Source organism: Mesorhizobium sp. LCM 4577 (genome assembly GCF_001854795.2).
GTDB classification, from domain to species: domain Bacteria; phylum Pseudomonadota; class Alphaproteobacteria; order Rhizobiales; family Rhizobiaceae; genus Mesorhizobium; species Mesorhizobium plurifarium.
Genome location: NZ_MDDU01000022.1, coordinates 1 through 22,516, shown reverse-complemented (window position 1 = coordinate 22,516; position 22,516 = coordinate 1). Strand labels below are relative to the sequence as shown.

Below are 22,516 nucleotides of genomic sequence, written 5' to 3'. Positions count from 1 at the left end.
TAACGGATCGCCGCTAATTTGATGTTTGTTTTTCCTGAAGACGCGAAACCGGCCCGGCCGGATTGCGCAAGTTCGGGATTGTGTCGAGTGTCGGGCGTATCCTCCGTGTCATCTTCGGATTTCAGGCAAATCGCTATCCGGACCGAAGCGGGAAAGGCCGAAAGGCTGTTCCGCGCCGCCGTGTCGGCCTTCTGCTCGCTGACCCGTCCCTCGCGCCGCGAGATCGCGCAGCTCGAGGATCTGACGCTGCCGCTGTTCGATGAGGTCTCGGTCGAGTCGCGCCGCTACGTCGCCGCCGCCCTTTCCGAATGCGACTACGCGCCGACAGCCCTGGTGCGGCGGCTGGCCGAGGAGCCGGTCGAGACCGCAGCTCCCTTGCTCACCCGCTCCAATGCGCTGAGCGACATCGATCTCATCGCGCTGATCGGCCGGCACGGGCTGCCGCACGCGCGCGCCATCGCGCGCCGCAAGGAGCTCAACCCGACGATCGCCGACCTCATCCGCGCGCTGGAAAGACCGACGCTGGTCAAGACGCGGCCGCCGGAGACGGTCACGAAGCTCACGCCGAAACCGGAGCCCGCGGGAAAGACCGACTCCGACCGTCCCGCCTCCGGCGAAGCCGCGGAGAACGCGCGGCGCCGCCTGCGGTCGATGATGCGCCCGACCGGAGACGCTGCCGACGTCAACACATTCCTCGGCCAGCCGGCCTATGTGAAGCTGCGCGAGACGGCGTTGACCGGCAACGCTGCCTTCTTCCAGACCGCCCTTGCCGATGCGCTGGGGATCGACTTCGCGACGGCCCGCTCGGTGACCGGGCAATCGAGCTATGGCGCATTGCTTGCAGCGCTGCGCGCCCTCGACCTCAGCGAAGACAGGGCCTTCCTGATCGCGGTCGCGGTCTATCCCGGCGAGTTCCCGCATCCGCAGGCGATCCGCCTCTTCCTCGACCGCTACCGGCTGATGCACCGCGAGGCGGCGCTCGATAAGGTACGCGCCTGGAAGGCGGAGACCCTTTCGCGGGCGATCCGCGGCAATGCTCCCGACGCGGTGAGCATCGAGAGCCGCGAAGCCTCGAACAGCGACGAGGCGCGCGCCGGCCTCAAGGCCTCCTGACGCGGCTACTCCGCCTTCACGGAAAGAAGCTCTTCGACCGGAACGGCTCCCGCCTCGATCTCGACCACCCAGATGTCCGGATCGAATTTCTTCTCCCGCTCCAGCCGGGCATCGAAGGCCGAGCTGTCGTCGCTTGAATCGAGCAGGGTGAAGAAGCGCTCGTCGGGCTTGGCCGAATCGTAGCTCGTCTGCGGCGCCGGCCCGTAGAGGGCCACCTCCCCCAGACGTCCGCGCGACAGCACGAAGACGGCGCCCGCCTCGGTCGCGCCGCGCTTGACGATAGCGGCAAAACCGCCGGCGCCGAAGACGCGGCGGACGAGGGCCGAAACCCAGAGATCAGTGGTTACGCGCATGGGAGGTTTCCGGATGGCATGCGCGGTTCCTTACAGCAGCGGTGAAGGAACCGAAACGATCGGATGCGGTCGCTCAGTTCGTCAGGCCGATCTCGCGCATCTTGACATAGACCGCTTCGTCCGGCTCGCCGGTCTCGGGGAGGCCGAAGAGGGCCTGGAACTCCTTGATCGCAGCCTTGGTGCGGGCGCCGACCTTGCCGTCGAGCTGCATGTCGTTGTTGCCGAAGGCCTTGAGGCCGGCCTGGATCCTGACGATGCGGGCGTCGGGAGACAATGTGGGGTCACCGGCCGGCGCCGAGACCGGAATGACCGATGGCTTGGCGGACGGCGTGGCGGCTGCCGCATCGGCCGGCCGCGGCGCCGGGTGGGGAATGGCCGCCGTCGTCTGGCGGGCGCCAAGCTGGTCGAGCAGCGCCCCGTCGATCTCGCCCGACCCCGGCAGCCCGACCTTCAGCTGATAGGCCTGGATGGCCTTTCGGGTCGCCGGACCCGTAAGGCCATCGACCGTACCGTCATAGAAATTGAGGTCCTTCAGAATGCCCTGCACCTGCTGGACGACCGGGTCCGGCTTGGCCACGGGCTGCGCCGGTGCCTGGCGCACGATGTTGATGGTGGTTTCCGGTTCGTTGGAGACGGTGTGCGGGAAATTCTCGATGCTGCGGGTGGCAAAGAAGGCGCCGGTATGTGGAAAAGGCTGGTACCAGAGCGCATTGGCCGAGACATAGAACAGCGTCACCAGGAAGGCGGTCGAACCGCCGACGAGGACCGGATTGCTTGCGATCAGCTGACCGACCGCGACCGCGCCTTCGGCAAGGACGCCGCGTTCGGGTTCGACGACCTTAGGCCGTTTTGCGGAGCGAGCCATTCCTCTCCCCATCTCTATCCCCCTTCGGCTTCGCCGCCGGCATGGCCAGCACGCCGGAAGGCGCACCGGTATGCCGCTTCGGCCCGTTCACCGGCAGGCCGATCGTCACCGTGGTGCCCTCACCCGGCGCGCTCTCGATCGACATCGTGCCGTCGTGCAGCGCCACCAGACCTTTGACCAGCGACAGGCCGAGCCCGGTTCCCTCGAAGCGGCGCGTGTAGTCGTTCTGGATCTGCATGAATGGCTTGCCGAGATTGGCCATATCCTCCTCGGCGATGCCGATGCCGGTATCGCTCACCCAGAAATGCAGGCGCGAGCCGACGCGCTTGGCGCCGATCACCACGCTGCCGCCATCGGGCGTGAACTTGAYGGCGTTCGAAGCGAGATTGATCAGGATCTGCTGCACGGCGCGGCGGTCGGCATTGATCTCGCCCGCATCCGGCGCGATCTGCGTGGCGAGAACTATGCCCTTGGCGTCGGCCAGCGGCCGCATCATCGAGCGGCACATGTCGACCGCCTCGACGAAGCGGAACGGCTCCAGCTCGGTCGCATAGGCGCCCGCCTCGATGCGCGATACGTCGAGGATCGAGGTGACGACGGACAGAAGATGCTGGCCGGACTCCCTGATGAGGCCGACATATTCCTTCTGGCGCGGATCCTTGAAGGCGCCGAACATCTCATGCAGCAGCATGTCGGAGAAGCCGATGATGGCGTTGAGCGGCGTGCGCAGCTCGTGGCTGACCACCGCAAGGAAGCGGCCCTTGGCCACTTCGGCGGTCGCGGCCGCCTCCCTCGCTTCCGCAAGCTCCTCGCGAAGTGCCGCGACATCGTCGTTTTCACGCAGGACCAGGGTGAAGACATCGCGGTCGGCCTCGCCCCGCAGCAGCTCGAGGCTGAACGGGCGGAAATTGTCGGACGCGCTCGAACCCTCGCGCGGCAAGCGGATGCGCAGATCAAGCCGGCGCTTCGGCGCGCCCTCGCGCATGTCGGCCAAGGCGGTGAGATAGGCGACGCGGTCGGAAAGATGGACGCGGTCGAAAAGGCCGGTGCCGAGCAGGAGCTCCGGCGCCAATTTTAGGATCGAACGCGCCTTGGCGGACGCGTCGAGCACGTCGCCCTGGCGCCCAACGCGCAGGACGACGGCGTCGATGACGTCCTCAAGGCGATCGCCGCCAGGCTCCGTCAGCTGCGAGCCTGCCGGGTTGGCGAAGGCGGCGGCCCGCGGCAACAGCGTCAGCGCCCAGGCGAGCGGCAGCAGCCAATGCCAGGCGGCGATTTCGCCGAGCGRCAGGAACTGCCCGACAAAGGGCTGCAGCGCGATGGCGGCAATGGCCACCAGCGCGCCCGACAGCGCGGCCCGCCGCGATCCCGAGACCCACAAGGTCTCAACCGGCAAGGCGATGGCAAGGAGTGCTGCCGGCGAGGCCAATCCGCCCGCCGCGGCAACAGCCCCGGCAAGGGCGAAACCGCCCAGCACGACCGCCATGCGGCCGGCGAGCGCCATATGGCCGGTGGCCGCCACCAGAAGCGCCGCGAACCAGCACAGGCCGAAAGCGGCAAAGATCGCGGCCATCGTGACGGCCGCGCCGAGGCCGGATGTGACGAGCGTGACCGCGGCGCCCGCGGCCAGGAACGGAGCGGCGAGCATGACGCCGATGAAGCGGCGCTGGCGCAAGCGTTCGGCCTCACCCGTCACGGTCGGGTGAACCATGYGTTCGCAGCCGGCTGAAACCGCCCCGGGCAATTGAACGTATCTGGCTGAAATCGAACTCAACGCACGCGTACCCGGTGGTAAAAAACGCCCTGCCTGGCAGGTGACTCAATCAATGACTTGAAACTCGCATCCAGCGTTTAAGGAATGGATAAGGCTGGTGGGGCCGGCGACCCGTCCAAGGCAAATATTGTGACGCCGGCCCCGCAAAGCACGCCGAGTTGCCGCCATGGTAAACGGCGAGTTAGCCGCGAGGCCTGTTCCAAAACGGGCCGCACCTTGATCCGGCTAACCGTCACATGAGGAAAAATCATTTAATAGCAATAGGATATATGGTTATCATAAAGTAAACGTGGTCCACGAGATTCGAGACAAGTCCGTTTCAAAACCAATTCCTTTCGAATTTGCCTAAAATTTGAGGAAAATTGGCGGCTTCGATGCAAGTCGTCCTTTGCGTGACTGTGCCATTATCGCGCCCATAAAAGAGGTCATGCCAAGGGATGCATGATCCGTGACGGATGGATGCATCATCCATCCCGGATGAGAGGCAAGTAAGATGGGCTTTCTGATCAGGATGGCTTTCTGGTTCTCGCTGGTGCTGCTGGCGCTGCCGCTCGGCGTCGGCCCGGGCGAAGACGGGCAGCAGAGCGTCGGACCGATCCAGGCGCTGTTTGCGGCGCGCGAGGCGGTCGGCGACATTGCCGGGCTCTGCGAGCGCAAGCCGGATGTCTGCGAAACCGGCAAATCGGCCATGTACACCATCACCGTTCGCGCCAAGGAAACGGCCAAGATCGCCGCGGCCATGATCGACGACAAGCAGCAGTCCGGGCAGCCCGCCGCGCCCGAGACGAAGGTCGCGGATGGCGCCGTCGCGACCACCGGCAGCATCGCCGAGGAGGTCGTGCTGCCCGCCAAGGTCAACATTCCGGTGATGCTGACGGCGAAGAACTGAGAGCTTTCTCGGCCGTTTGCTCGGCTCTTTGGTTTTGGCGCAATTCCAGACGGAGAGGCTGCGGCGAAGTCGCCGAGCCTAAACGCTCCGCACTTTTCCTGGAATTGCTCTTTATTCGGTTTGGCGCAATTCCGGACGGAAAACCGCTACGCACTTTTCCTGGAATTGCTCTCCGCCGCGGGCCCGTCCGACCTCTCGACGCCCGCGGCGTCTTTCTTTTTCCGTGACGTGGCGGTGCCGGGCCACTATATGCGGTGCGATGACTCCGTCGATCCAGACGATCCGCGACGACTTTTCCCTGCTCGACGAGTGGGAGGACCGCTATCGCTATGTGATCGAGCTCGGCGAAGGCCTGCCGCCTTTTCCCGAGGCGGAACGCACGGCCGCTAACAAGGTGCCCGGCTGCGTGAGCCAGGTGTGGCTGACCACCGAGCAGGGAGCAGGTACCGATCCGGTCATCCGCTTCCAGGGCGATTCGGACGCCCATATCGTGCGCGGCCTCGTCGCCATCATGCTGGCATTGTTTTCGGGCCGGCCGGCAAGCGAGATCCAGGACACGGACGCCGAGGCGACGCTGAAAGAGCTCGGCCTCGATGAGCACCTGTCGCCGCAACGCGCCAACGGCCTCCGCTCGATGGTCAAGCGCATCAAACGCGACGCGGAAGCGGCGCTGAAGCAGACGGCCTGACCTCAGATCTTTAAAGCAAACGGCGCCCGGAGGGCGCCGTCGAACTGCAGCAGGCGAGGCTTATCAGCGGCCCTTGCGCTTGCGGCCCAGACCCATCTTCTTGGCCAGCTGCGAGCGGGCAGCCGCGTAATTGGGGGCGACCATCGGGTAGTTGGCGTCCAGACCCCACTTCTCGCGATACTCTTCCGGCGTGAGATTGTAATGGGTCATCAAATGCCGCTTCAGCGACTTGAATTTCTTTCCGTCCTCGAGACAGACGATGTAGTCGTCGTGGACGGAGCGCTTCGGGTTGACGGCCGGCTTCTGCTTTTCGGCCGACGGCTGCTCCGACGAGCCGCCGACGCGGCCCAACGCGGCATGGACGTCGGYAATAAGGTTCGGCAGTTCCCCGACCGGCACCGGGTTGTTGCTGACATAGGCGGCGACGACATCGGCAGTCAGCTCGATCAGCGCATCACCGTTTTTCGAAGGTGTTTCGACGATTTCCATAGTGCTAAGGCCCCAACGAGAGTTTGTTTCTAAAACTGCGCCCTTTTTCTTGGATCGGGCATCGCGCGAATTTCATTCAGGAAAGGCTCTGAGATTCGCGTCGGTTATCTTAATGACGCCGCATTGAAAGTAAGTCAATTCGCATATTGACTTATATTGGTCGATATTCATCAAATATTGCCGATTCAGCTTCAAAAATTCGTGCACCGTGTAACTTCGCGAGATTTTTCTGGCCAGACCAGCATGCCGTGACGTTGCGTCATCCGCATGTTAGACATCCGATCGCCGCTCTACACGGCGTTCAATGCTTGGCCAATGCTTGGGCGCCGTTGCGCCAGCACAACGAATCCTGTGGCGCAACGAAGCGCAAGGACGTCGCCTTGGCGGCTGGACCCGACAAGGCGGCGCGATGGTATCCCTCAGTGAGGCGCGATATATTTGCCGTAGACCCAGCCGGTGACGAAATGACCGTTCTGCGCCGGATCGTGCCAGACCTCGCACCAGCGATAACGGATCGTCTGGCGCTGCTTCCATTGCGGCTGGCGGGCGATATCGAGCAGGTTTACGCCACCGGTGCAGCGGCCGGTCATCTGCAGCACGGTGCCGTTCGGATAGGCAGCCTGTTTCTGGGATGCGTTGGACGGATACTTTCGCGCATTGAGCGTGTCGCCGAACGGCACGCCCGCCACTTGCCAGGCGGCAAAGACGGTTGCATGAGACTGGCTGGAAAAAGCCAGACCCGCCGCGAGGACGGCGACAGACATTGCGGTAGAAACACAGGATTTCATCTTTCCCCCTTCGACTTAGCTTCTGTAGACCATCTTGAGCCGCGCCTCTTGAACCGCCGCTGAGCGGCGTGTTCATTCGTCATTCAAGCAAATTCCGCAGCGAGACGTAATGACCAGAGCTCCCGCCTTGACTTCCGCCTTCCCGGCCGCCAGCCCGCCTATCCCTGAGAAACATCCGGTTTCCGACACGCATCACGGCGTCACCCGCAACGACGACTATGCCTGGATGCGGGCCGACAACTGGCAGGCCGTGTTCCGTGATCCTTCCCTGCTCGACGGCCGCATCCGGGCTCATCTCGAGGCTGAAAACGCCTATCAGGCGGCGCTGATGGCGGGCACGGCGGACCTGCGCGGCAAGCTGTTTGCCGAGATGAAGGGGCGCATCAAGGAGGATGACTCGACCGTGCCGATGAAGGACGGCCCCTTTGCCTATGGCTCTTCCTTCCGGCAAGGCGGCGAGCAGCCGCGCTATTTCCGCACGCCGCGCGACGGCGGCGCCGAGGAGATCCTGCTCGACGGCGATAAGGAGGCCGAGGGCAAGGCTTATTTCAGGCTCGGCGGCGTCGACCATTCGGGCGACCACAGGCAGCTCCTGTGGGCCTTCGACGAGAAGGGCTCGGAGTTCTTCACCCTGCGCGTGCGCGATCTCACGAGCGGCAAGGACCTTGCCGACCAGATTCCGGATACGGGCGGCGGCGGGGTCTGGAACGCCGGCCACGACGGCTTCTTCTATACCCGTCTCGACGACAATCATCGCCCGTCGAAAGTGTTCTTCCACGCRCTCGGCGACAAGTCGGAAAACGACCGGCTGATCTATGAGGAAACCGACCCCGGCTTCTTCATGGATGTCAGCGGCACGCGTGCCAATGACTGGATCCTGATCGGCATCAACGATCATGAAACTTCGGAATGCCGCCTGCTTCCCGCCAATGATCCAACCGCAGCGCCGAAGCTGGTGGCGGTGCGCGAGACCGGCCTACAATACGATTTGGAAGAAGGCGGCGACGTCTTCTTCATCCTCACCAACGCCGACGGCGCCAAGGACTTCAAGATCATGACCGCGCCGGTCGACAATCCGGTGCGCGCCAACTGGGAGGAACTGGTGCCGCACGAGCCGGGCCGGCTGATCCTGTCGGTGCTCGGTTTCAAGCATCACATGGTCCGGCTCGAACGCAAGGACGGCCTGCCGCGCATCGTCGTGCGCGAGCGCTCAAGCGGCGAGGAACATTTCATCTCCTTCGACGAAGAAGCTTTCTCGCTCGGCCTTTCCGGCTCCTACGAATACGACACCGAAGTGATGCGTTTCACCTATTCGTCGATGACGACGCCGGCGCAGGTGTTCGACTACAATATGCGCAGTCGCGAGCGCGTGCTTTTGAAGACGCAGGAAGTGCCCTCCGGCCACGATCCCGAGCACTATGTCACGCGCCGGCTGATGGCGCCGGCAGCCGATGGCGAGCTGGTGCCGATCTCGCTGCTCTACCATCGCGAGACACAGCTCGACGGTTCCGCGCCCTGCCTGCTCTACGGCTACGGCTCCTACGGCATCACCGTTCCTTCCGCCTTCAACACCAACTGCCTGTCGCTGGTCGACCGCGGCTTCGTCTATGCCGTCGCGCATGTGCGCGGCGGCAAGGACAAGGGCTACGGCTGGTACGAGGACGGCAAGYGGGCGAAGAAGATGAACACCTTCACCGACTTCATCGCCTGCGCCCGCCATCTTGTCGCCGAGCGCTACACAAGGCACGACCGCATCGTGGCGCAGGGCGGCTCCGCCGGCGGCATGCTGATGGGGGCGATCGCCAACATGGCGCCGGAGGATTTCGGCGGCATCGTCGCCGAGGTGCCTTTCGTCGACGTGCTTACCACCATGCTCGACGCCAGCCTGCCGCTGACGCCGCCGGAGTGGCCGGAATGGGGCAATCCGATCGCGTCCGCCGACGACTACGAGACGATCGCGGCCTATTCGCCCTATGACAATGTGGCGGCGCTCGACTATCCGCCGATCCTGGCGCTGGCGGGCCTCACCGATCCGCGCGTCACCTATTGGGAGCCGGCGAAATGGGTGGCGCGGCTGCGCGAACGCAAGACGGGCGGCAATCCGGTCCTGTTCAAGATCAACATGGAGTCCGGGCACGCCGGCGCCTCCGGCCGGTTCTCGCGGCTGGAGGAGATCGCCTACATTTACGCCTATGCGTTGAAAGTGACGGGCAAAGCCTGATTTTCCGCTCGCAATCCGCAAGACCGCGCGTTACGCAATGCACGGTCGTCTTGGGCGCGGTCATTTGGATCCCGCGTTCGGGCCGGCTAATCTGCATTCAACAAGGTTCGTCATGCTTCTCGTCGACACTTATCTCGACAAATCGTCCATCCAGGGCATCGGTGTCTTCGCCAGGAATCGCATCCCGAAGGGAACGCTGATCTGGAAGCTCGACCCGCGGTTCGACCGGCGCATTCCCGTCGACACCTATGAGAGCCAGACGGGACCGGTGAAATCCTATCTCGACCGCTATTCCTATCCGGACCGGCACGACCCGAGCTACATCGTGTTCGAAGCCGACGACGCGCGCTACATGAACCACGACGACGATCCGAACTGCGACGTCTCCTCGCCCGAGGAGACTTACGCGCTGCGCGACATCGCACCGGGCGAGGAACTCACCTGCAACTACAATCATTTCTTCGAAAACGGCTTCGATTTTCTGGGCGACCGTCATCCGTAAGATGCAGGCGGAAGGTCAACTCGCCGGCTTGCGCGCCGGGTAGCCGTTGGAGTGCGGCGGGACAGCCTTCAGATAGGCCGCGATCGCCGCCCGGTCGTCGGCCGTCAGTTGGGCCATGTTCCGCTGCACGTCGACCATGGCGCCACCGACCGAGTCGAAATCCGGCGTGAAGCCGGTTTCGAGATAGTTGGCGATGTCGGCCTCGGACCAGTCCTTGGTGCCRCCTTGCGGGGTGATGTTGGGCACGACCCCTGAGCCTTCCGCGGCCACGGCGCCCGCCAGCCACTCGCTCTTCTTGACGCCGCCGGCGAAATCGCGCGGCGTGTGGCATTCGCCGCAATGGCCCGGCCCTTCGACCAGGTAACGCCCGGCCAGCACCTTGTCCGGCATGCCGCCGGGTAGCGCGATCACCGGGTCCGGGCTGAGATAGAGAAGCTTCCAAAGGCCGATGCCGCGGCGGATAGTGAAGGGGAAGGACAGCTTGTGGTCCGGCGCCTTGCCGGCAACCGCCGGCAACGTCTTCATGAAGGCATAGAGATCGGCGATGTCGGCCGGCTTCATGCGCGCATAGGATGCATAGGGAAAGGCCGGGTAGAAATGCTCGCCGGAAGGCGAAACGCCCTTCAGCATGGCGTTGGCGAAGTCCTCCTCGCTCCAGGCGCCGATGCCGTCCTTCCGGTCTTGCGAGATGTTGGGCGGAACGAAGGTGCCGAACGGCGTCTTCAGCTCCAGGCCACCGGCGAGTTCGAGGCGGGCGTCGCCCTGGGCGCCCGGTTTGGCGTGGCAGGAAGTGCAGCCCCCCGCGTAGAAGATGCGCTTGCCCTTTGCAGCGTCGCCGGGGCCGAGTTGTGCGATGGTGCCGGCGTCCAGCCTGACCGGCGCCGACAGGACCCAGCCGGCGACCGCCCCGGCACCGCCAAGCACGATGACGGCGCCGACAAGCTTCCTCAACCAGGCCATCGTCAGGCGATCAGCTCTTCTTGATACGGTAGGTCTGATGGCAGGTGCCGCAATCRCCGCCCAGCGTGTTGAGCTGCGCCTTCAGCGCGTCGGCATCGGCCGGCGGGGAAGCGACCGCGGCCTTGGCATCGGCCAGGAACTTGTCCTCGGCGGCCTTGAAGCCGGCCATATCTTCCCAGATCTTCGGCGCGGCCGTCGTGTCGCCCTTGTCGGAGCCGGCCGGGAAAAGCTTTTCGGCATCGAATTTCTCGGCATTGGCCTGCAGGGCCTTCAGCGTCGCCAGAACGGCGGCCGCATCGAAATCCTCCTCGCCCTTGACCACCTTGGACAACTGGCCGGCGAGCTTGCCGCGCTCCTTCATCAGGGCCTGGCGATCCTGAATCGGATCGGCAACAGCGGCCGAACCGGCAAAGGCAAGCATAGAGATGGCGAGGACAAGCTTTCTCATTCAATTGGCTCCGTGGTGAGGAAGGAGAGTACGCGACTGAACGTTAACGGACGTCACAACGGGATTATTCCCCCTCGCCGTGACGATTTTGCCTGCTGGCTTGCCGTTTCCATCGCCCGAAAAGAAAAGCCCCGGCATGCCGGGGCTTTTCAGTAAGATCGATCAGCCTTTGGCCTTCTCGTAGAGTTCCAGGACATAGTCCCAGTTGATGAGGCTGTCGACGAAGGCCTCGAGGTATTTCGGCCGCGCGTTGCGGTAGTCGATGTAATAGGAGTGCTCCCAGACGTCGACGCCGAGGATCGGCGAGCCGCCATGGACCAGCGGGTTCTCGCCGTTCGGGGTCTTGGAGATTTCGAGCTTGCCATTCTTGACCGAGACCCAGGCCCAGCCGGAGCCGAACTGGGTGGTGCCGGCGGCGATGAAATCCGCCTTGAACTTGTCGTAGCCGCCGAGGTCGCTGTCGAAAGCCTTCTGCAGCGCGCCGGGCAGCTTGTTGCCGCCGCCGCCCTTCTTCATCCACTTCCAGAAATGGATGTGGTTGTAGTGCTGGGCGGCGTTGTTGAAGAGCCCGGCATTCTTGCCGAAGGACTGCTTCACGACCTCTTCGACCGACAGGTCGCCCATTCCGGCCTCGGCGGCCAGCTTGTTGCCGTTGTCGACATAGGCCTTGTGATGCTTGTCGTGATGATACTCCAGCGTCTCCTTCGACATGTAAGGCTGCAAGGCCTCGTAGTCATAAGGCAAAGCGGGCAACTCAAAAGCCATGGATGGTACTCCCTCGAGGAAAAAAGTCCGGTGATACTACCGAGCTAAGATAGGTCTGGAATGGATCGGGGCAACTCCGGAATGGAGCGCCGAGCGACTTTTTAGAGCAATTCCGGGAAAAGTGTGAAACGGTTTCCGCCCGGAATTGCGCAAAACAAGGAGATGGGCGGTTCGCCGTTTCCGCGAAACGGAAAAACGCTCCGACGGCTCAGGCGGCGGACGCCGAATGCGCCCATTCCCAATAGAGCTCACGCGCCTTCTTAGCCACGGGTCCGGGCTGCAGGTCGCGGTTCTCGATGCGGGTGACCGGCACGACCTTGGAGTGGTTGCCGGTCGAGAAGATCTCGTCGGCTTCGAGGAAATCGCGAACCGAAAGCGTCTTCTCGATCGTCCTGAAGCCGTAGTCGCCGAGCAGGTTGATGGTGCGCGAGCGGGTGATGCCCGACAGGAAGGTGCCGTTCGGCGCCGGCGTCATCACATGGCCGTCCTTGACCAGGAAGATGTTGGAGGTTCCGGTCTCGGCGACGTTGCCCAGCATGTCGAGCACGAGCGCGTTGTCGAAGCCGCGGCCCTTGGCTTCCAGTATGGCGCGGCCATTGTTGGGGTAGAGGCAGCCCGCCTTGGCGTTGGTGGGCATGGTCTCGATGGTCGGGCGGCGGAACGGCGAGACCGTGACCGAGAAGCCGGATGGCGGGATCATCGGCGCTTCATAGAGGCACAGGCAGAAGCGTGTCGACTCCGGGTCCGCCGGCACGCCCATATAACCGCCATGCTCGGCCCAATACATCGGCCTGATATAGACCGCGGTCTTGCCGTCGAATTTCTTCAGACCATCCCAGGTCAGGCCGACGATCTCTTGCGTCGTCATCGAAGGCTTCAGGCCAAGCGCGGTCGCGGAAGCGTTGACGCGAGCGGCGTGAAGCTCGAGGTCGGGCGAGACGCCTTCGAACCAGCGGCCGCCGTCGAAGACGCTGGTGCCGAGCCACATGGCATGGCTGCGCGGCCCCAGTATAGCGACATTGCCTTCATACCAGTCGCCGTCCACATAGGTCCAAGTCGCGGTTTGCGCCGCCGCCGCCAGTGTCATGTTTGCCGTCCAAATGAGTGATTTCGGGCCGGCATAGGACGATGTTTTCAGGGTCGGCGTCAACCGACATGGCCGAAAATCGTTGAGGCCAGCGGTACTTAACGGCAATCAGCGCTTGCACGGCGCGGCTTGCCGCCGCAAAACTCTTTCCATGCATCATGCGGCCTATGTCTTCGACGCCTATGGAACGTTGTTCGACGTGCACGCCGCCGTGCGCCGCCATGCCGGCGAGATCGGTCCGGATGGCCAGCTGCTGTCGGAAATCTGGCGCGCCAAGCAGCTCGAATATTCCTGGGTCAGGACGCTGATGGGCTCATACGCCGACTTCTGGCAACTGACCGAGCAGGCGCTGGATTTCGCTTTGCGCAAGGTGCCCTCGGCCGATCCCGCGCTGCGGACGAAACTGCTCGAAGCTTACTGGCGGCTCGATTGCTACCCGGAGGTGCCGGCCGTGCTGAAGGCGCTCAAGGCGTCGGGCGCGAAGCTCGCGATCCTCTCCAACGGCTCGCCGGAGATGCTCGCCGCGGCGGTCAAATCCGCCGCGCTCGACCAGATCCTCGACGACGTGTTCTCGGTCGACCAGGTCAAACGCTTCAAGACCGACCCGTCGGTCTACGACATGGTGGTCACCAACTGGCGGCTCTACCCGGGCGCGGTGTCTTTCCAATCGTCCAACCGCTGGGACGTCGCCGGCGCGACGAAATTCGGTTTCCGCACGGTCTGGATCAACCGGACCAACCAGCCGGACGAATACCGCGACTTTCCGCCCGGGCTTATCCTGCCTTCGCTCGAGGGCCTCTTGGCGGGCGTCTGAGACGCGTGCGAGGCCGGTTTGCACGCAGGGCCACACGCGCCTGGCACACCTTTTGGTTGCAAATCATACGTGGCCCTATCATACATAGGACGATCAACAGTTCTGGGGGGAACGGTGCGTGTTCTCAAGCGCCGACAACGTCGTATCCTTCAGCCTCGATGACGTTCCGGTCCAGCATCGCGAAGCGTTCATCCGCGATGTTTGCGGGCGCACCCAGAGGCGGATGGAGGTTTCGCCGCACCGCGACCACACGCTCAAGTTCGACGGCACGACCGTGCTTCTGCCCGATATGATGTGCACGAAAGGGTCGGTTTCCCTCATGGCATGGGAACGGACGGCCGAATTGATGGATGACGGCAACGACGACATCATGCTGTCGTGGAACAGGGGCGGTTCCCACGTCTCGATGCCCGGCCTGGGCGATTTCGCGGCCCGGCCAGCGGTTCCGGCGCTGCTGGCGCTCGATCGCCGTTTTTCCGTTTCCACCGAAGATTCGACCTGGTCGATGGCGATACAATTCAAGCGTTCGCTGGTGACGCCCTTCGTCAGGAACCTGGATGACATCCGCCCCGATTACATCGACGGCAGCAATCCGGTGCATCGCCTGCTGTTCAGCTACCTTTCGTCGCTGTCACCGGACACGGCACCGCCGGCACTGACCGCGCTGATTTCCCGGCATGTCACCGACTTGCTCGTCCTAGCGCTCGGCGCGCGCCACGATACCGCGTCGTCCGGTGTCAGGGCGGCGCGACTGGCCGCGATCAAGCAGCACCTTTCCACCGCATTCCATGAACCGGGGCTGAACGTCGACCAGGTCGCGCGTAAGTTCGCCATCAGCACTCGTTATATCCGCCAGTTGTTCGCCGCCGAAAACACCAGTTTTTCCGATTACCTGACAGAGCTCAGACTGGCCTATGTGCACAGCTGCCTGATCGACCGCCGGCAGGTCCTGCGGCGTATCGCCGACATCGCCTTCGAGGCCGGCTTCGTCGAGCCTTCCACCTTCTACCGCCAGTTCAGGCTTCGCTACGGGACGGCCCCTAACGACGTCCGCCATCTGGCGATGACCGCGGGCCTGCCGGAAAAATAGAGCAAGGGCGAGGCGTCTGACGCCGCTGTTGCTGCAGCGCAACAGCGGCTGCTCGGTCACAGCTTCGCCTTTTTCTGTCCACCCTCAGGCCAGAATTGGAACCGCCTATCGCCGCCGACTGTTATGAATGCCCCCGGCGACCTGCCCGCGGATTCATGCTTTCTTGCGAATTAAGACCTAGAAAAGGCAACCATGTCAGACGCTTCCTTCCGCATCAGCCGCCGTGGCTTCCTCAATTTCACGGCCCTTGGCGCTGCTTCGGCCGCCGTGTCCGCCTGCACCACCACCGGTCCGGCCCCTGCTCCCATCCAGCCGCCGCCGCCCACCTATGTCGAGCCGCCGCTCGGCGACTACGAGACGATGTATGGCGCGATGTCGGATAATGGCTTCGACCTGCCGGCCATCCCGGTGAACAAGATCGATCACAGATTCTTGCGCCAGATCGTTCCCGATCCGACCGGACAGCGCCCGGGCACCATCGTCGTCGATACCACCGGCCACTTCCTCTATCTGGTGCGCGAGGGCGGTCAGGCGATCCGCTACGGCGTCGGCCTCGGCCGTGCCGGCTTCGAATGGTCGGGCGACGCGGTCGTGCAGTGGAAGCAGAAGTGGCCGAAATGGACGCCGCCGGACGAGATGGTTGCCCGCCAGCCGGAGCTGACGCAATACAGCGCCAAGAATGGCGGCATGCCGGGCGGCCTGAAAAACCCGCTCGGAGCGCGTGCGCTCTATCTCTTCCAGGGCAACCAAGACACGCTCTACCGCCTGCACGGCTCGCCCGAATGGTGGTCGATCGGCAAGTCGGTATCGTCGGGCTGCGTGCGCCTGATCAACCAGGACATCATCGACCTCTACGACCGCGTGCCGACCAAGACGCCGGTCATCGTGACGGCCAATATCGGCGCGCCGGAAGAGGACATGCCGGAGCGCAAGGCGATCCCGATCGACAACGGCGTGCCGACGGGCTCGATCCTGCTCGGCCCGGTGAAGCAGCTCACCAACGAGATTTTCTAACGACCCCGATCTCTCAGCGGTGCTTGGCCAGTATGGCGGCCGGCACCGCGGCCCGGCGCTGGGACGAACATCGGTTATCCGGGCAGGCTCCAGGCCTCCAGCCAGGCTGGACCACACAAAACTTTCAAGACTGGATGTTCTAAGCGGGCCGGACTTCGTGCATTTTATGCCCCGAGGAGTTTAGCCATGTACACACCGCCCGCGTTCCGCGACGACGATCATGAGAGCCTGACGGCCACGATCCGCGCCGCGCGACTTGCAATCCTGGTCACCGCCACGGCGGAAGGCCCGCTGGCGACGCCTCTGCCGCTTTTCCTTGACGAGAACGAGGGCGAGCAAGGCGTGATCTATGGCCATGTCGCGAAGGCAAACCCGCAATGGCGCGCACCGGTGCTGGGCGGCGGGCTGGCGATGTTCATGGGGCCGGACGCCTATGTGACGCCGGCCTGGTACCAGACCAAACAGGAGACCGGGAAAGTGGTGCCGACCTGGAACTACGTCGCCGTCCACGCCCATGGGCCGATCGAATTCTTCGAGGACGCCGGCAGGTTGCTCGACGTGGTGACCCGCCTGACCAACCTGCATGAAGGCGAGCGTAGCACACCCTGGGCCGTGTCGGACGCGCCGGCGGATTTCATCCAGTCGCAGTTGAAAGGCATTGTCGGCCTGCGCATGCCGATCACGAAGCTCGAAGGCAAGCGCAAGATGAGCCAGAACCGCAACGCGGCCGATCGCGCCGGCGTGCTGGCCGGCCTGGCAGCGAGCGAGCGGCCGTCCGATCGCGAGGTCGCGCCACTCATTCCGGTGTGACCTCTCAGGGGCCTGGCTGACGGCCGTCACCGTCCCTTGGCCAGGCTGCCCAGGATGCCGCGCACGATGGCGCGGCCGACGGAGGAGCCGACGGAGCGCACCACTGACTTGATGGCTGCTTCGGCGACCGTCTGGCGGTTGGAGGACCGCCGATTGCCGGTTCCCAAAACATCGTCGAACCCGGGAATGGTCCAGCGCGAGCCGCCGCYGTTCTGCTGCTTTGCCTGCGCTTCGGCGTCCTGCGCCTCCTTGGTCTTCTTCTGCAGCATTTCGAAGGCCGATTCGCGATCGACAGCCTCGTCGTACTGGCCGGCGACCGGGCTCTCGGCGATGATCTTGCGGCGCTCGTCGGGCGTGATCGGTCCGAGCCGCGACGATGGCGGGCGGATCAGCGTGCGCTGGACCATGGCCGGCACGCCCTTGTCCTCCAGCATCGAGACCAGCGCCTCGCCGGTGGCGAGCTGGGTGATGGCGGTGGCGCAATCGAAATCGGGATTGGGCCGGAAGGTCTCGGCCGCGGTGCGCACCGCCTGCTGTTCGCGCGGCGTATAGGCGCGCAGCGCGTGCTGGACGCGGTTGCCGAGCTGGGCCAGCACCTTTTCGGGAATATCCAGCGGGTTCTGGGTGACGAAATAGACGCCGACGCCCTTGGAACGGATCAGCCGCACCACCTGCTCGACGCGGTCGATCAGAACCTTCGGCGCGTCCTCGAACAAAAGATGCGCCTCGTCGAAGAAGAACACCAGCTTCGGCCTGTCGAGATCGCCGACCTCGGGCAGTTCCTCGAACAGCTCAGACATCAGCCAGAGCAGGAAGGTGGCGTAGAGCCTGGGATTCATCATCAATTTGTCGGCGGCGAGCACGTTGATCGCGCCGCGGCCGTCTCGCGTCGTGCGCATCAGATCGGCGATGCGCAGCGCCGGCTCGCCGAAGAAGTTCGCGGCGCCTTGGCTCTCGAGCACCAGGAGCGTGCGCTGGATGGCGCCGACGGAGGGCTTGGTGACATTGCCATAGCGCGCGCTGAGCTGGTCGGAGCGCTCGGCCATGTTGGCGAGCAGCGCCTGCAGGTCCTTGAGATCGAGCAGCAGAAGGCCCTCTTCGTCGGCGATGCGGAAGGCGATGTTCATGACGCCTTCCTGCGCTTCCGTGAGGTTCATCAGCCGCGACATCAGCAGCGGTCCCATCTCGGAGATGGTGGCGCGGATCGGGTGGCCCTGTTCGCCGAACAGGTCCCAGAAGATGACCGGGAATTCCTGGAACTGGTAAGGATCGAGCTTCACCTGCTCGGCGCGCTTGACCAGGAAATCCTTGGCCTCGCCCATCATGGATATGCCGGAAAGGTCGCCCTTGATGTCGGCACAAAAGACGGGCACGCCGGCGTTCGAAAAGCCCTCGGCCAGGACCTGCAGGCTGACCGTCTTGCCGGTGCCCGTAGCCCCAGTGACAAGGCCGTGGCGATTGCCGTAGCGCAGCAGCAGCTCCTCCGCGCGCTGATAAGAATCGTCGGGCTTGCGGCTGGCGCCGATGAAGATGCTGGTCTCGTCAACCATATCCGGTCTCCGCAATCTGTTCCGCTCAAAGGGCCTCACCCGGAGGTATAGTAACGCTCGTCGCATGCGGCAATGCCCAGTATCGATTTTGCGGCACACCCGAATTTGGCTCTTGGCGCTTGCGGATTCCGCGCTTGTTTGGCAATCGATTGGCTGGCCGCGAGAGAACCCGGCCGGATGACGCATTGTGATATCCGGTTCCTGACCTTAGATTGGCTGGACCGGCTGATGCGGCCGATAAGCGAGGAGAGCGATGGGCGCCGGCGCCTTGACCAGGGATGTCGACCTTCCGAACCCGGATGCCAAGCGTTGGCAGGCGCTGGCGGAAAAGGCGCTTGCCGGTGGTTCCTTCGAGGAAAAGCTCGTCTCCCACACCGATGACGGAATCCGCATCGAACCGCTCAGCCAACGCTCGACGGCCGGCGAGCCGTTGCCGCGCGCAAATCCGACCGCGCCCTGGATCGTCAGCCAGCGTGTCGACAACCCGGACATCGCCCGGGCCAGCGCTCAGGCCCTGGAAGACATCGCCCAAGGCGCCACCGGCCTGTCGCTCGTCTTCGAGGGCGCGCCGAATGCCTTCGGCTACGGCCTGCCGCGCACCGCGGAAGCGCTGGAAAGGGTGCTCGACGGCGTGCCGCTCAACCGCGTRCAGGTGCGCATAGACGCGCATCCCTGGAGCCGCGCCGTGGCCGACTGGCTGCTCGCTTTCTTGAGCAAACGCCGCTCCGACCCGACCAAGCTCAACCTCTCCTTCGGCATCGACCCGGCGGCGATCTTCGCCGGAACCGGGCGGTTGCGCACCTCGATCGAGGCGCTGCAGGAATCGATGCCGCAGTCGCTGGCGCATTTCTTCTCGATGGGTGTGCCGGGCGTGCTGCTCGAGGCCGACGGGCGCGTCTTCCACAATGCCGGCGCCACCGAGGCGCAGGAGCTCGGCACGATGATGGCCTCTGTCGTGTCCTATCTCAGGATGTTCGAGAAGGCGCGCCAGCCTCTGGTCTATGCGGCGCCCCATATCGGCTTCGCCCTCAGCGTCGACCAGGACCAGTTCCTGTCGATGGCCAAGGTGCGGGCATTGCGCAAGCTCTGGGCGCGCATCCAGGAAGCCTGCTCGATCCCGGCCTCGACCGCCAGCATCCATGCCGAGACCTCCTACCGCATGATGACCATAGCGGACCCGGAGACCAACATCCTGCGCACTGCGATCGCGGCCTTCGCGGCGGCGACCGGCGGCGCCGATTCGATCTCGATCCTGCCGCACACGATCGCGCATGGGCTGCCGGCGGGCTTTGCCCGCCGCATCGCCCGCAACGCCCAGCTCATCATGGCCGAGGAGAGCCATATCGGCCATGTCGCCGATCCGGCGAGCGGCTCGGGCGCGGTCGAGGCGCTGACAAACGACCTCTGCGCCGCCGCCTGGGAAGAATTCCAGCGCATCGAGGCCGAGGGCGGCGTGCTCGCCAGCCTGCAGCAGGGCTATATCCAGAATCGGGTCCAGACTGCTGCCGCCAAGCGCAACGGCGCCTACCGGTCGGGCGAACGCGGCATTGTCGGAACAACGCTTTACCGCGTCGGCACGGAACGCCCGGTCGAGACGCTGCCGCAGGAGCGGCGCCCAGCCCTGACCGAAGGCGTCGCGACCTGCGAGCCGCTGTTTCCGGTGCGCATCGACCAGTCGATCGGAGCCGGATCATGATCCCGGATTTCAGCCAGATCGGCTGGACGGCGCCGCGTCGCGCGCCGGTCGAGCTCAAAGGCCAGCGGATGACGCCGGAAGGCATCGCCGTAAAACATCTTTACACTCAAGGCGACCTGAAGGGGCTTGCCAATCTCGACACCTATCCGGGCATGCCGCCTTTCGTGCGCGGCCCCTACCCCACAATGTATGTCCAGCAGCCCTGGACAATCCRGCAATATGCCGGCTTCTCGACGGCCGAGGAATCCAACGCCTTCTACCGGCGCAATCTCGCGGCAGGCCAGAAAGGCCTGTCGGTCGCCTTCGATCTCGCCACGCATCGCGGTTATGACAGCGACCATCCACGCGTCGCCGGCGATGTCGGCATGGCGGGCGTGGCGATCGATTCCATTCTCGACATGCGGCAGCTGTTCGACGGCATTCCGCTCAACGAGATGACCGTGTCGATGACCATGAACGGCGCCGTGCTGCCGATCATGGCCTTGTACATCGTGGCGGCRGAGGAACAGGGCGTCGCGCAGAAGGATCTGGCCGGGACCATTCAGAACGACATTCTGAAGGAGTTCATGGTCCGCAACACCTACATCTACCCTCCGAAGCCTTCGATGCGGATCGTGTCGGACATTTTTGCCTACACCTCGCACAACATGCCGAAGTTCAACTCGATCTCGATCTCCGGCTATCACATGCAGGAAGCCGGCGCGACGGCCGACCTCGAGCTCGCCTACACGATCGCCGACGGCATCGAATACGCGCGCGCGGGCGTTGCCGCCGGTCTCGACATCGACCGCTTCGCGCCAAGGCTCTCCTTCTTCTGGGCGATCGGCATGAACTTCTTCATGGAGGTCGCCAAGCTCAGGGCCGCGCGGCTCTTGTGGTCGAGCCTGATGAAGAAGAATTTCGCGCCGAAGGACGAGCGCTCGCTGTCGCTGCGCACCCATTGCCAGACCTCCGGATGGTCACTGACGGCGCAGGACCCATATAACAACATCACCCGAACCATGATCGAGGCGATGGCGGCGACGCAGGGGCACACCCAGTCGCTGCACACCAATTCCTTCGACGAGGCGATGGCGCTGCCGACCGACCATTCGGCGCGGATCGCCCGCAACACGCAGCTCATCCTGCAGAAGGAATCCGGCACCACGCGCATGATCGACCCGTGGGGCGGCTCGGCCTATGTCGAGCGGCTGACGCATGATCTGGCGGCGCGAGCGCTCTCCCATATCGAGGAGGTCGAAAACCTCGGCGGCATGGCGGCCGCGATCGAAAAAGGCATTCCCAAGCTACGCATCGAGGAAGCGGCGGCCCGCACCCAGGCCCGCATCGATTCGGGCGAGCAAATTCTGGTCGGCGTCAATGCGCACCGGCCGCAGACGGATATCGAAGTCGATGTGCTGAAGATCGACAATGCCGAGGTGAAGGCTAGGCAATTGGCGAAGCTGCAGCGGCTCAAGGGCACGCGCGACGTCGCGGCGCTGGAGGATGCGCTGGCGGCGCTGACCCGCGCGGCCGAGGGCGACGAGAACCTACTCGAATTCGCGATCCGCGCGGCGCGCGCCAACGCGACCGTGGGCGAGATTTCGCTGGCGCTGGAAAAAGTGTTCGGCCGCCACACGGCGGCGGTGCAGACGATCTCCGGCGTCTACCGGGACGCGCTCGGCGACAACCCGGCGCTCGACCCGCTGCAGGAGAAGATCAAAGCGTTCGAGAAGAAATCCGGCGGCAAGCCGCGCATCCTGGTCGCCAAGATGGGCCAGGACGGCCACGACCGCGGCCAGAAGGTAATCGCCAGCGCCTTTGCCGATCTTGGCTTCGATGTCACCGTCGGGCCGATGTTCCAGACGCCGGACGAGATCGCGAAGCTCGCGGTGCAGCACGACGTCGACATCATCGGCGCCTCCTCTTTGGCCGCCGGGCACTTGACGCTGATCCCCGAGCTCAAGGAAGCGCTGAAGAAGCTCGGCCATGGCGACATGCTGATCGTCGCCGGCGGCGTTATCCCGCCGCAGGACTATGACGCGGTGCTTGCGGCGGGTGCTGCCGAGATCTTTCCGCCAGGGACGGTCATCCCGGAAGCGGCGAACCGGCTGATGGATCGGTTGCTGGCCGATCAGTGAGGGCTTGCTGATTTGGCCGAAAGGTTGTTCCATGGAAATAGACACAACCATGGCGCGATGATGTTCAAGACAACCATCCACGGGCTTGAGGACGGATCGGGGGCCCTGCTGCTGCCACGCGAAATGCTTGACAGCTTGGACCTTCAAGTTGGCGATGAGCTCCAGATCATCGAAACCGACGATGGCCTCATTCTAAGGCCAATCCGCCACGACAACCACCAACGGCAAATGGACGCGGCTCGCGTTGTCATGGACAAATACGAAGCTGCACTGCGCAAGCTAGCAAAATAGAGGCCCGGCAGAGACGATTTTCACTGCGCGTTTCGGTGAAAATCAGCGCAACCGTTGCGGATTAGAGCGGGATGAGGTTTGTAGGAGTCGTTGGATTCCCAAATCAGCAATGATCTGATTCAACATCGCTGCTGGGCAGGAGGCCAGCATCGATGGCTGGATATTCGATGGATTTGCGCGAGCGGGTTG

At 63.9% G+C, this 22,516-nt stretch carries 22 protein-coding genes; 12 read left to right on the top strand and 10 right to left on the bottom strand.

From position 1 onward, the window contains the following. Positions 1-105 precede the first annotated feature (105 nt). Positions 106-1,113: a DUF2336 domain-containing protein gene (locus LCM4577_RS21160; protein WP_071073264.1), complete on the top strand. Its 1,008-nt coding sequence runs from the start codon at positions 106-108 to the stop codon at positions 1,111-1,113. Between the two features lie 5 nt (positions 1,114-1,118). On the opposite strand, the gene LCM4577_RS21155 is transcribed toward LCM4577_RS21160, so the two are convergent. The 3 genes from LCM4577_RS21155 to LCM4577_RS21145 all read right to left on the bottom strand — a co-directional run bounded on the left by LCM4577_RS21155 (position 1,119) and on the right by LCM4577_RS21145 (position 4,042). After that, the gene (locus LCM4577_RS21155; protein WP_041005403.1) at positions 1,119-1,466 is read right to left on the bottom strand and encodes a DUF1491 family protein; all 348 of its coding nucleotides are present in this window, start codon (positions 1,464-1,466) and stop codon (positions 1,119-1,121) included. Between the two features lie 73 nt (positions 1,467-1,539). Further along, complete coding sequence (locus tag LCM4577_RS21150) at positions 1,540-2,331, bottom strand: peptidoglycan-binding domain-containing protein (RefSeq protein WP_040991338.1); 792 nt, start codon at positions 2,329-2,331, stop codon at positions 1,540-1,542. Then, complete coding sequence (locus tag LCM4577_RS21145; protein ID WP_071073262.1) at positions 2,306-4,042, bottom strand: HAMP domain-containing sensor histidine kinase; 1,737 nt, start codon at positions 4,040-4,042, stop codon at positions 2,306-2,308. Before LCM4577_RS21145 ends, LCM4577_RS21150 begins: the two co-directional genes overlap by 26 nt. 556 nt (positions 4,043-4,598) lie before the next feature. Between LCM4577_RS21145 and LCM4577_RS21140 the strand changes: the two genes are divergently transcribed. Beyond that, positions 4,599-4,994: a DUF5330 domain-containing protein gene (locus LCM4577_RS21140; protein WP_041005408.1), complete on the top strand. Its 396-nt coding sequence runs from the start codon at positions 4,599-4,601 to the stop codon at positions 4,992-4,994. Positions 4,995-5,253: 259 nt separating this feature from the next. Further along, positions 5,254-5,682, top strand: coding sequence for a SufE family protein (locus tag LCM4577_RS21135; RefSeq protein WP_040991332.1), 429 nt, complete (start codon positions 5,254-5,256; stop codon positions 5,680-5,682). 63 nt (positions 5,683-5,745) lie between these two features. Here the strand turns inward: LCM4577_RS21135 and LCM4577_RS21130 are convergent, their stop codons facing one another. Then, on the bottom strand, positions 5,746-6,171 hold the full coding sequence (locus LCM4577_RS21130) for a MucR family transcriptional regulator (protein ID WP_071073261.1): 426 nt from the start codon (positions 6,169-6,171) through the stop codon (positions 5,746-5,748). A 419-nt stretch (positions 6,172-6,590) separates the two neighbouring features. After that, the gene (locus tag LCM4577_RS21125) at positions 6,591-6,935 is read right to left on the bottom strand and encodes an SH3 domain-containing protein (RefSeq protein ID WP_198541069.1); all 345 of its coding nucleotides are present in this window, start codon (positions 6,933-6,935) and stop codon (positions 6,591-6,593) included. A gap of 133 nt (positions 6,936-7,068) precedes the next feature. Here LCM4577_RS21125 and LCM4577_RS21120 point away from each other — a divergent pair, with 133 nt between their 5' ends. Together LCM4577_RS21120 and LCM4577_RS21115 are read left to right on the top strand one after the other, a co-directional pair. Further along, on the top strand, positions 7,069-9,180 hold the full coding sequence (locus LCM4577_RS21120) for a S9 family peptidase (protein WP_071073257.1): 2,112 nt from the start codon (positions 7,069-7,071) through the stop codon (positions 9,178-9,180). Between the two features lie 112 nt (positions 9,181-9,292). Then, positions 9,293-9,682 carry an SET domain-containing protein gene (locus tag LCM4577_RS21115; RefSeq protein ID WP_071073255.1) on the top strand — a complete coding sequence of 130 codons (390 nt, stop codon included), beginning with the start codon at positions 9,293-9,295 and terminating at the stop codon, positions 9,680-9,682. A gap of 15 nt (positions 9,683-9,697) precedes the next feature. Here LCM4577_RS21115 and LCM4577_RS21110 read toward each other — a convergent pair whose 3' ends face one another. The 4 genes from LCM4577_RS21110 to LCM4577_RS21095 all read right to left on the bottom strand — a co-directional run bounded on the left by LCM4577_RS21110 (position 9,698) and on the right by LCM4577_RS21095 (position 12,942). Further along, positions 9,698-10,642, bottom strand: a complete 945-nt coding sequence (locus LCM4577_RS21110) for a cytochrome c (RefSeq protein ID WP_071073253.1) — start codon at positions 10,640-10,642, stop codon at positions 9,698-9,700. Between the two features lie 10 nt (positions 10,643-10,652). Next, positions 10,653-11,090, bottom strand: coding sequence for a cytochrome c (locus tag LCM4577_RS21105; protein ID WP_071035609.1), 438 nt, complete (start codon positions 11,088-11,090; stop codon positions 10,653-10,655). A gap of 162 nt (positions 11,091-11,252) precedes the next feature. Then, positions 11,253-11,855 (bottom strand): superoxide dismutase, encoded by a 603-nt coding sequence (locus LCM4577_RS21100; RefSeq protein WP_071035608.1) that lies wholly within the window; start codon positions 11,853-11,855, stop codon positions 11,253-11,255. A gap of 208 nt (positions 11,856-12,063) precedes the next feature. Next, entirely contained in the window at positions 12,064-12,942 is an 879-nt protein-coding gene (locus tag LCM4577_RS21095; RefSeq protein ID WP_071073252.1) for a branched-chain amino acid aminotransferase, read from the bottom strand. A gap of 151 nt (positions 12,943-13,093) precedes the next feature. On the opposite strand from LCM4577_RS21095, the gene LCM4577_RS21090 reads away from it, so the two are divergent. The 4 genes from LCM4577_RS21090 (at position 13,094) to LCM4577_RS21075 (ending at position 16,670) form a co-directional block, all read left to right on the top strand. Then, entirely contained in the window at positions 13,094-13,756 is a 663-nt protein-coding gene (locus tag LCM4577_RS21090) for a haloacid dehalogenase type II (RefSeq protein ID WP_041005420.1), read from the top strand. A 118-nt stretch (positions 13,757-13,874) separates the two neighbouring features. Then, on the top strand, positions 13,875-14,846 hold the full coding sequence (locus LCM4577_RS21085; RefSeq protein WP_052468338.1) for a helix-turn-helix transcriptional regulator: 972 nt from the start codon (positions 13,875-13,877) through the stop codon (positions 14,844-14,846). Positions 14,847-15,038: 192 nt separating this feature from the next. Further along, positions 15,039-15,860 carry a L,D-transpeptidase gene (locus LCM4577_RS21080; RefSeq protein WP_040991313.1) on the top strand — a complete coding sequence of 274 codons (822 nt, stop codon included), beginning with the start codon at positions 15,039-15,041 and terminating at the stop codon, positions 15,858-15,860. A 186-nt stretch (positions 15,861-16,046) separates the two neighbouring features. Further along, entirely contained in the window at positions 16,047-16,670 is a 624-nt protein-coding gene (locus LCM4577_RS21075) for an FMN-binding negative transcriptional regulator (RefSeq protein WP_071035603.1), read from the top strand. A gap of 26 nt (positions 16,671-16,696) precedes the next feature. Here LCM4577_RS21075 and LCM4577_RS21070 read toward each other — a convergent pair whose 3' ends face one another. After that, on the bottom strand, positions 16,697-18,220 hold the full coding sequence (locus LCM4577_RS21070) for a helicase HerA-like C-terminal domain-containing protein (protein WP_071073250.1): 1,524 nt from the start codon (positions 18,218-18,220) through the stop codon (positions 16,697-16,699). 253 nt (positions 18,221-18,473) lie between these two features. On the opposite strand from LCM4577_RS21070, the gene LCM4577_RS21065 reads away from it, so the two are divergent. The 3 genes from LCM4577_RS21065 to LCM4577_RS21055 are packed head-to-tail and all read left to right on the top strand — an operon-like array spanning position 18,474 to position 22,327. Next, a complete protein-coding gene (locus tag LCM4577_RS21065; protein ID WP_071073249.1) occupies positions 18,474-19,916 on the top strand; it encodes a methylmalonyl-CoA mutase subunit beta in 1,443 nt (480 codons plus the stop codon). Next, positions 19,913-22,036, top strand: coding sequence for a methylmalonyl-CoA mutase (gene scpA / locus LCM4577_RS21060; protein ID WP_071073247.1), 2,124 nt, complete (start codon positions 19,913-19,915; stop codon positions 22,034-22,036). The genes LCM4577_RS21065 and scpA overlap by 4 nt, the downstream gene beginning before the upstream one ends. 60 nt (positions 22,037-22,096) lie before the next feature. Next, complete coding sequence (locus LCM4577_RS21055) at positions 22,097-22,327, top strand: AbrB/MazE/SpoVT family DNA-binding domain-containing protein (protein ID WP_040991426.1); 231 nt, start codon at positions 22,097-22,099, stop codon at positions 22,325-22,327. Positions 22,328-22,516: the final 189 nt, after the last annotated feature.

Coding starts and splice junctions, on each gene's coding strand:
- LCM4577_RS21135 (WP_040991332.1), top strand. CDS start 5,254: ATGACTCCGTCGATCCAGACGATCCGCGACGACTTTTCCCTGCTCGAC.
- LCM4577_RS21115 (WP_071073255.1), top strand. CDS start 9,293: ATGCTTCTCGTCGACACTTATCTCGACAAATCGTCCATCCAGGGCATC.
- LCM4577_RS21140 (WP_041005408.1), top strand. CDS start 4,599: ATGGGCTTTCTGATCAGGATGGCTTTCTGGTTCTCGCTGGTGCTGCTG.
- LCM4577_RS21125 (WP_198541069.1), bottom strand. CDS start 6,935: ATGTCTGTCGCCGTCCTCGCGGCGGGTCTGGCTTTTTCCAGCCAGTCT.
- LCM4577_RS21090 (WP_041005420.1), top strand. CDS start 13,094: ATGCATCATGCGGCCTATGTCTTCGACGCCTATGGAACGTTGTTCGAC.
- LCM4577_RS21080 (WP_040991313.1), top strand. CDS start 15,039: ATGTCAGACGCTTCCTTCCGCATCAGCCGCCGTGGCTTCCTCAATTTC.
- LCM4577_RS21055 (WP_040991426.1), top strand. CDS start 22,097: ATGTTCAAGACAACCATCCACGGGCTTGAGGACGGATCGGGGGCCCTG.
- LCM4577_RS21100 (WP_071035608.1), bottom strand. CDS start 11,855: ATGGCTTTTGAGTTGCCCGCTTTGCCTTATGACTACGAGGCCTTGCAG.
- LCM4577_RS21075 (WP_071035603.1), top strand. CDS start 16,047: ATGTACACACCGCCCGCGTTCCGCGACGACGATCATGAGAGCCTGACG.
- LCM4577_RS21095 (WP_071073252.1), bottom strand. CDS start 12,942: ATGACACTGGCGGCGGCGGCGCAAACCGCGACTTGGACCTATGTGGAC.
- LCM4577_RS21155 (WP_041005403.1), bottom strand. CDS start 1,466: ATGCGCGTAACCACTGATCTCTGGGTTTCGGCCCTCGTCCGCCGCGTC.
- LCM4577_RS21150 (WP_040991338.1), bottom strand. CDS start 2,331: ATGGCTCGCTCCGCAAAACGGCCTAAGGTCGTCGAACCCGAACGCGGC.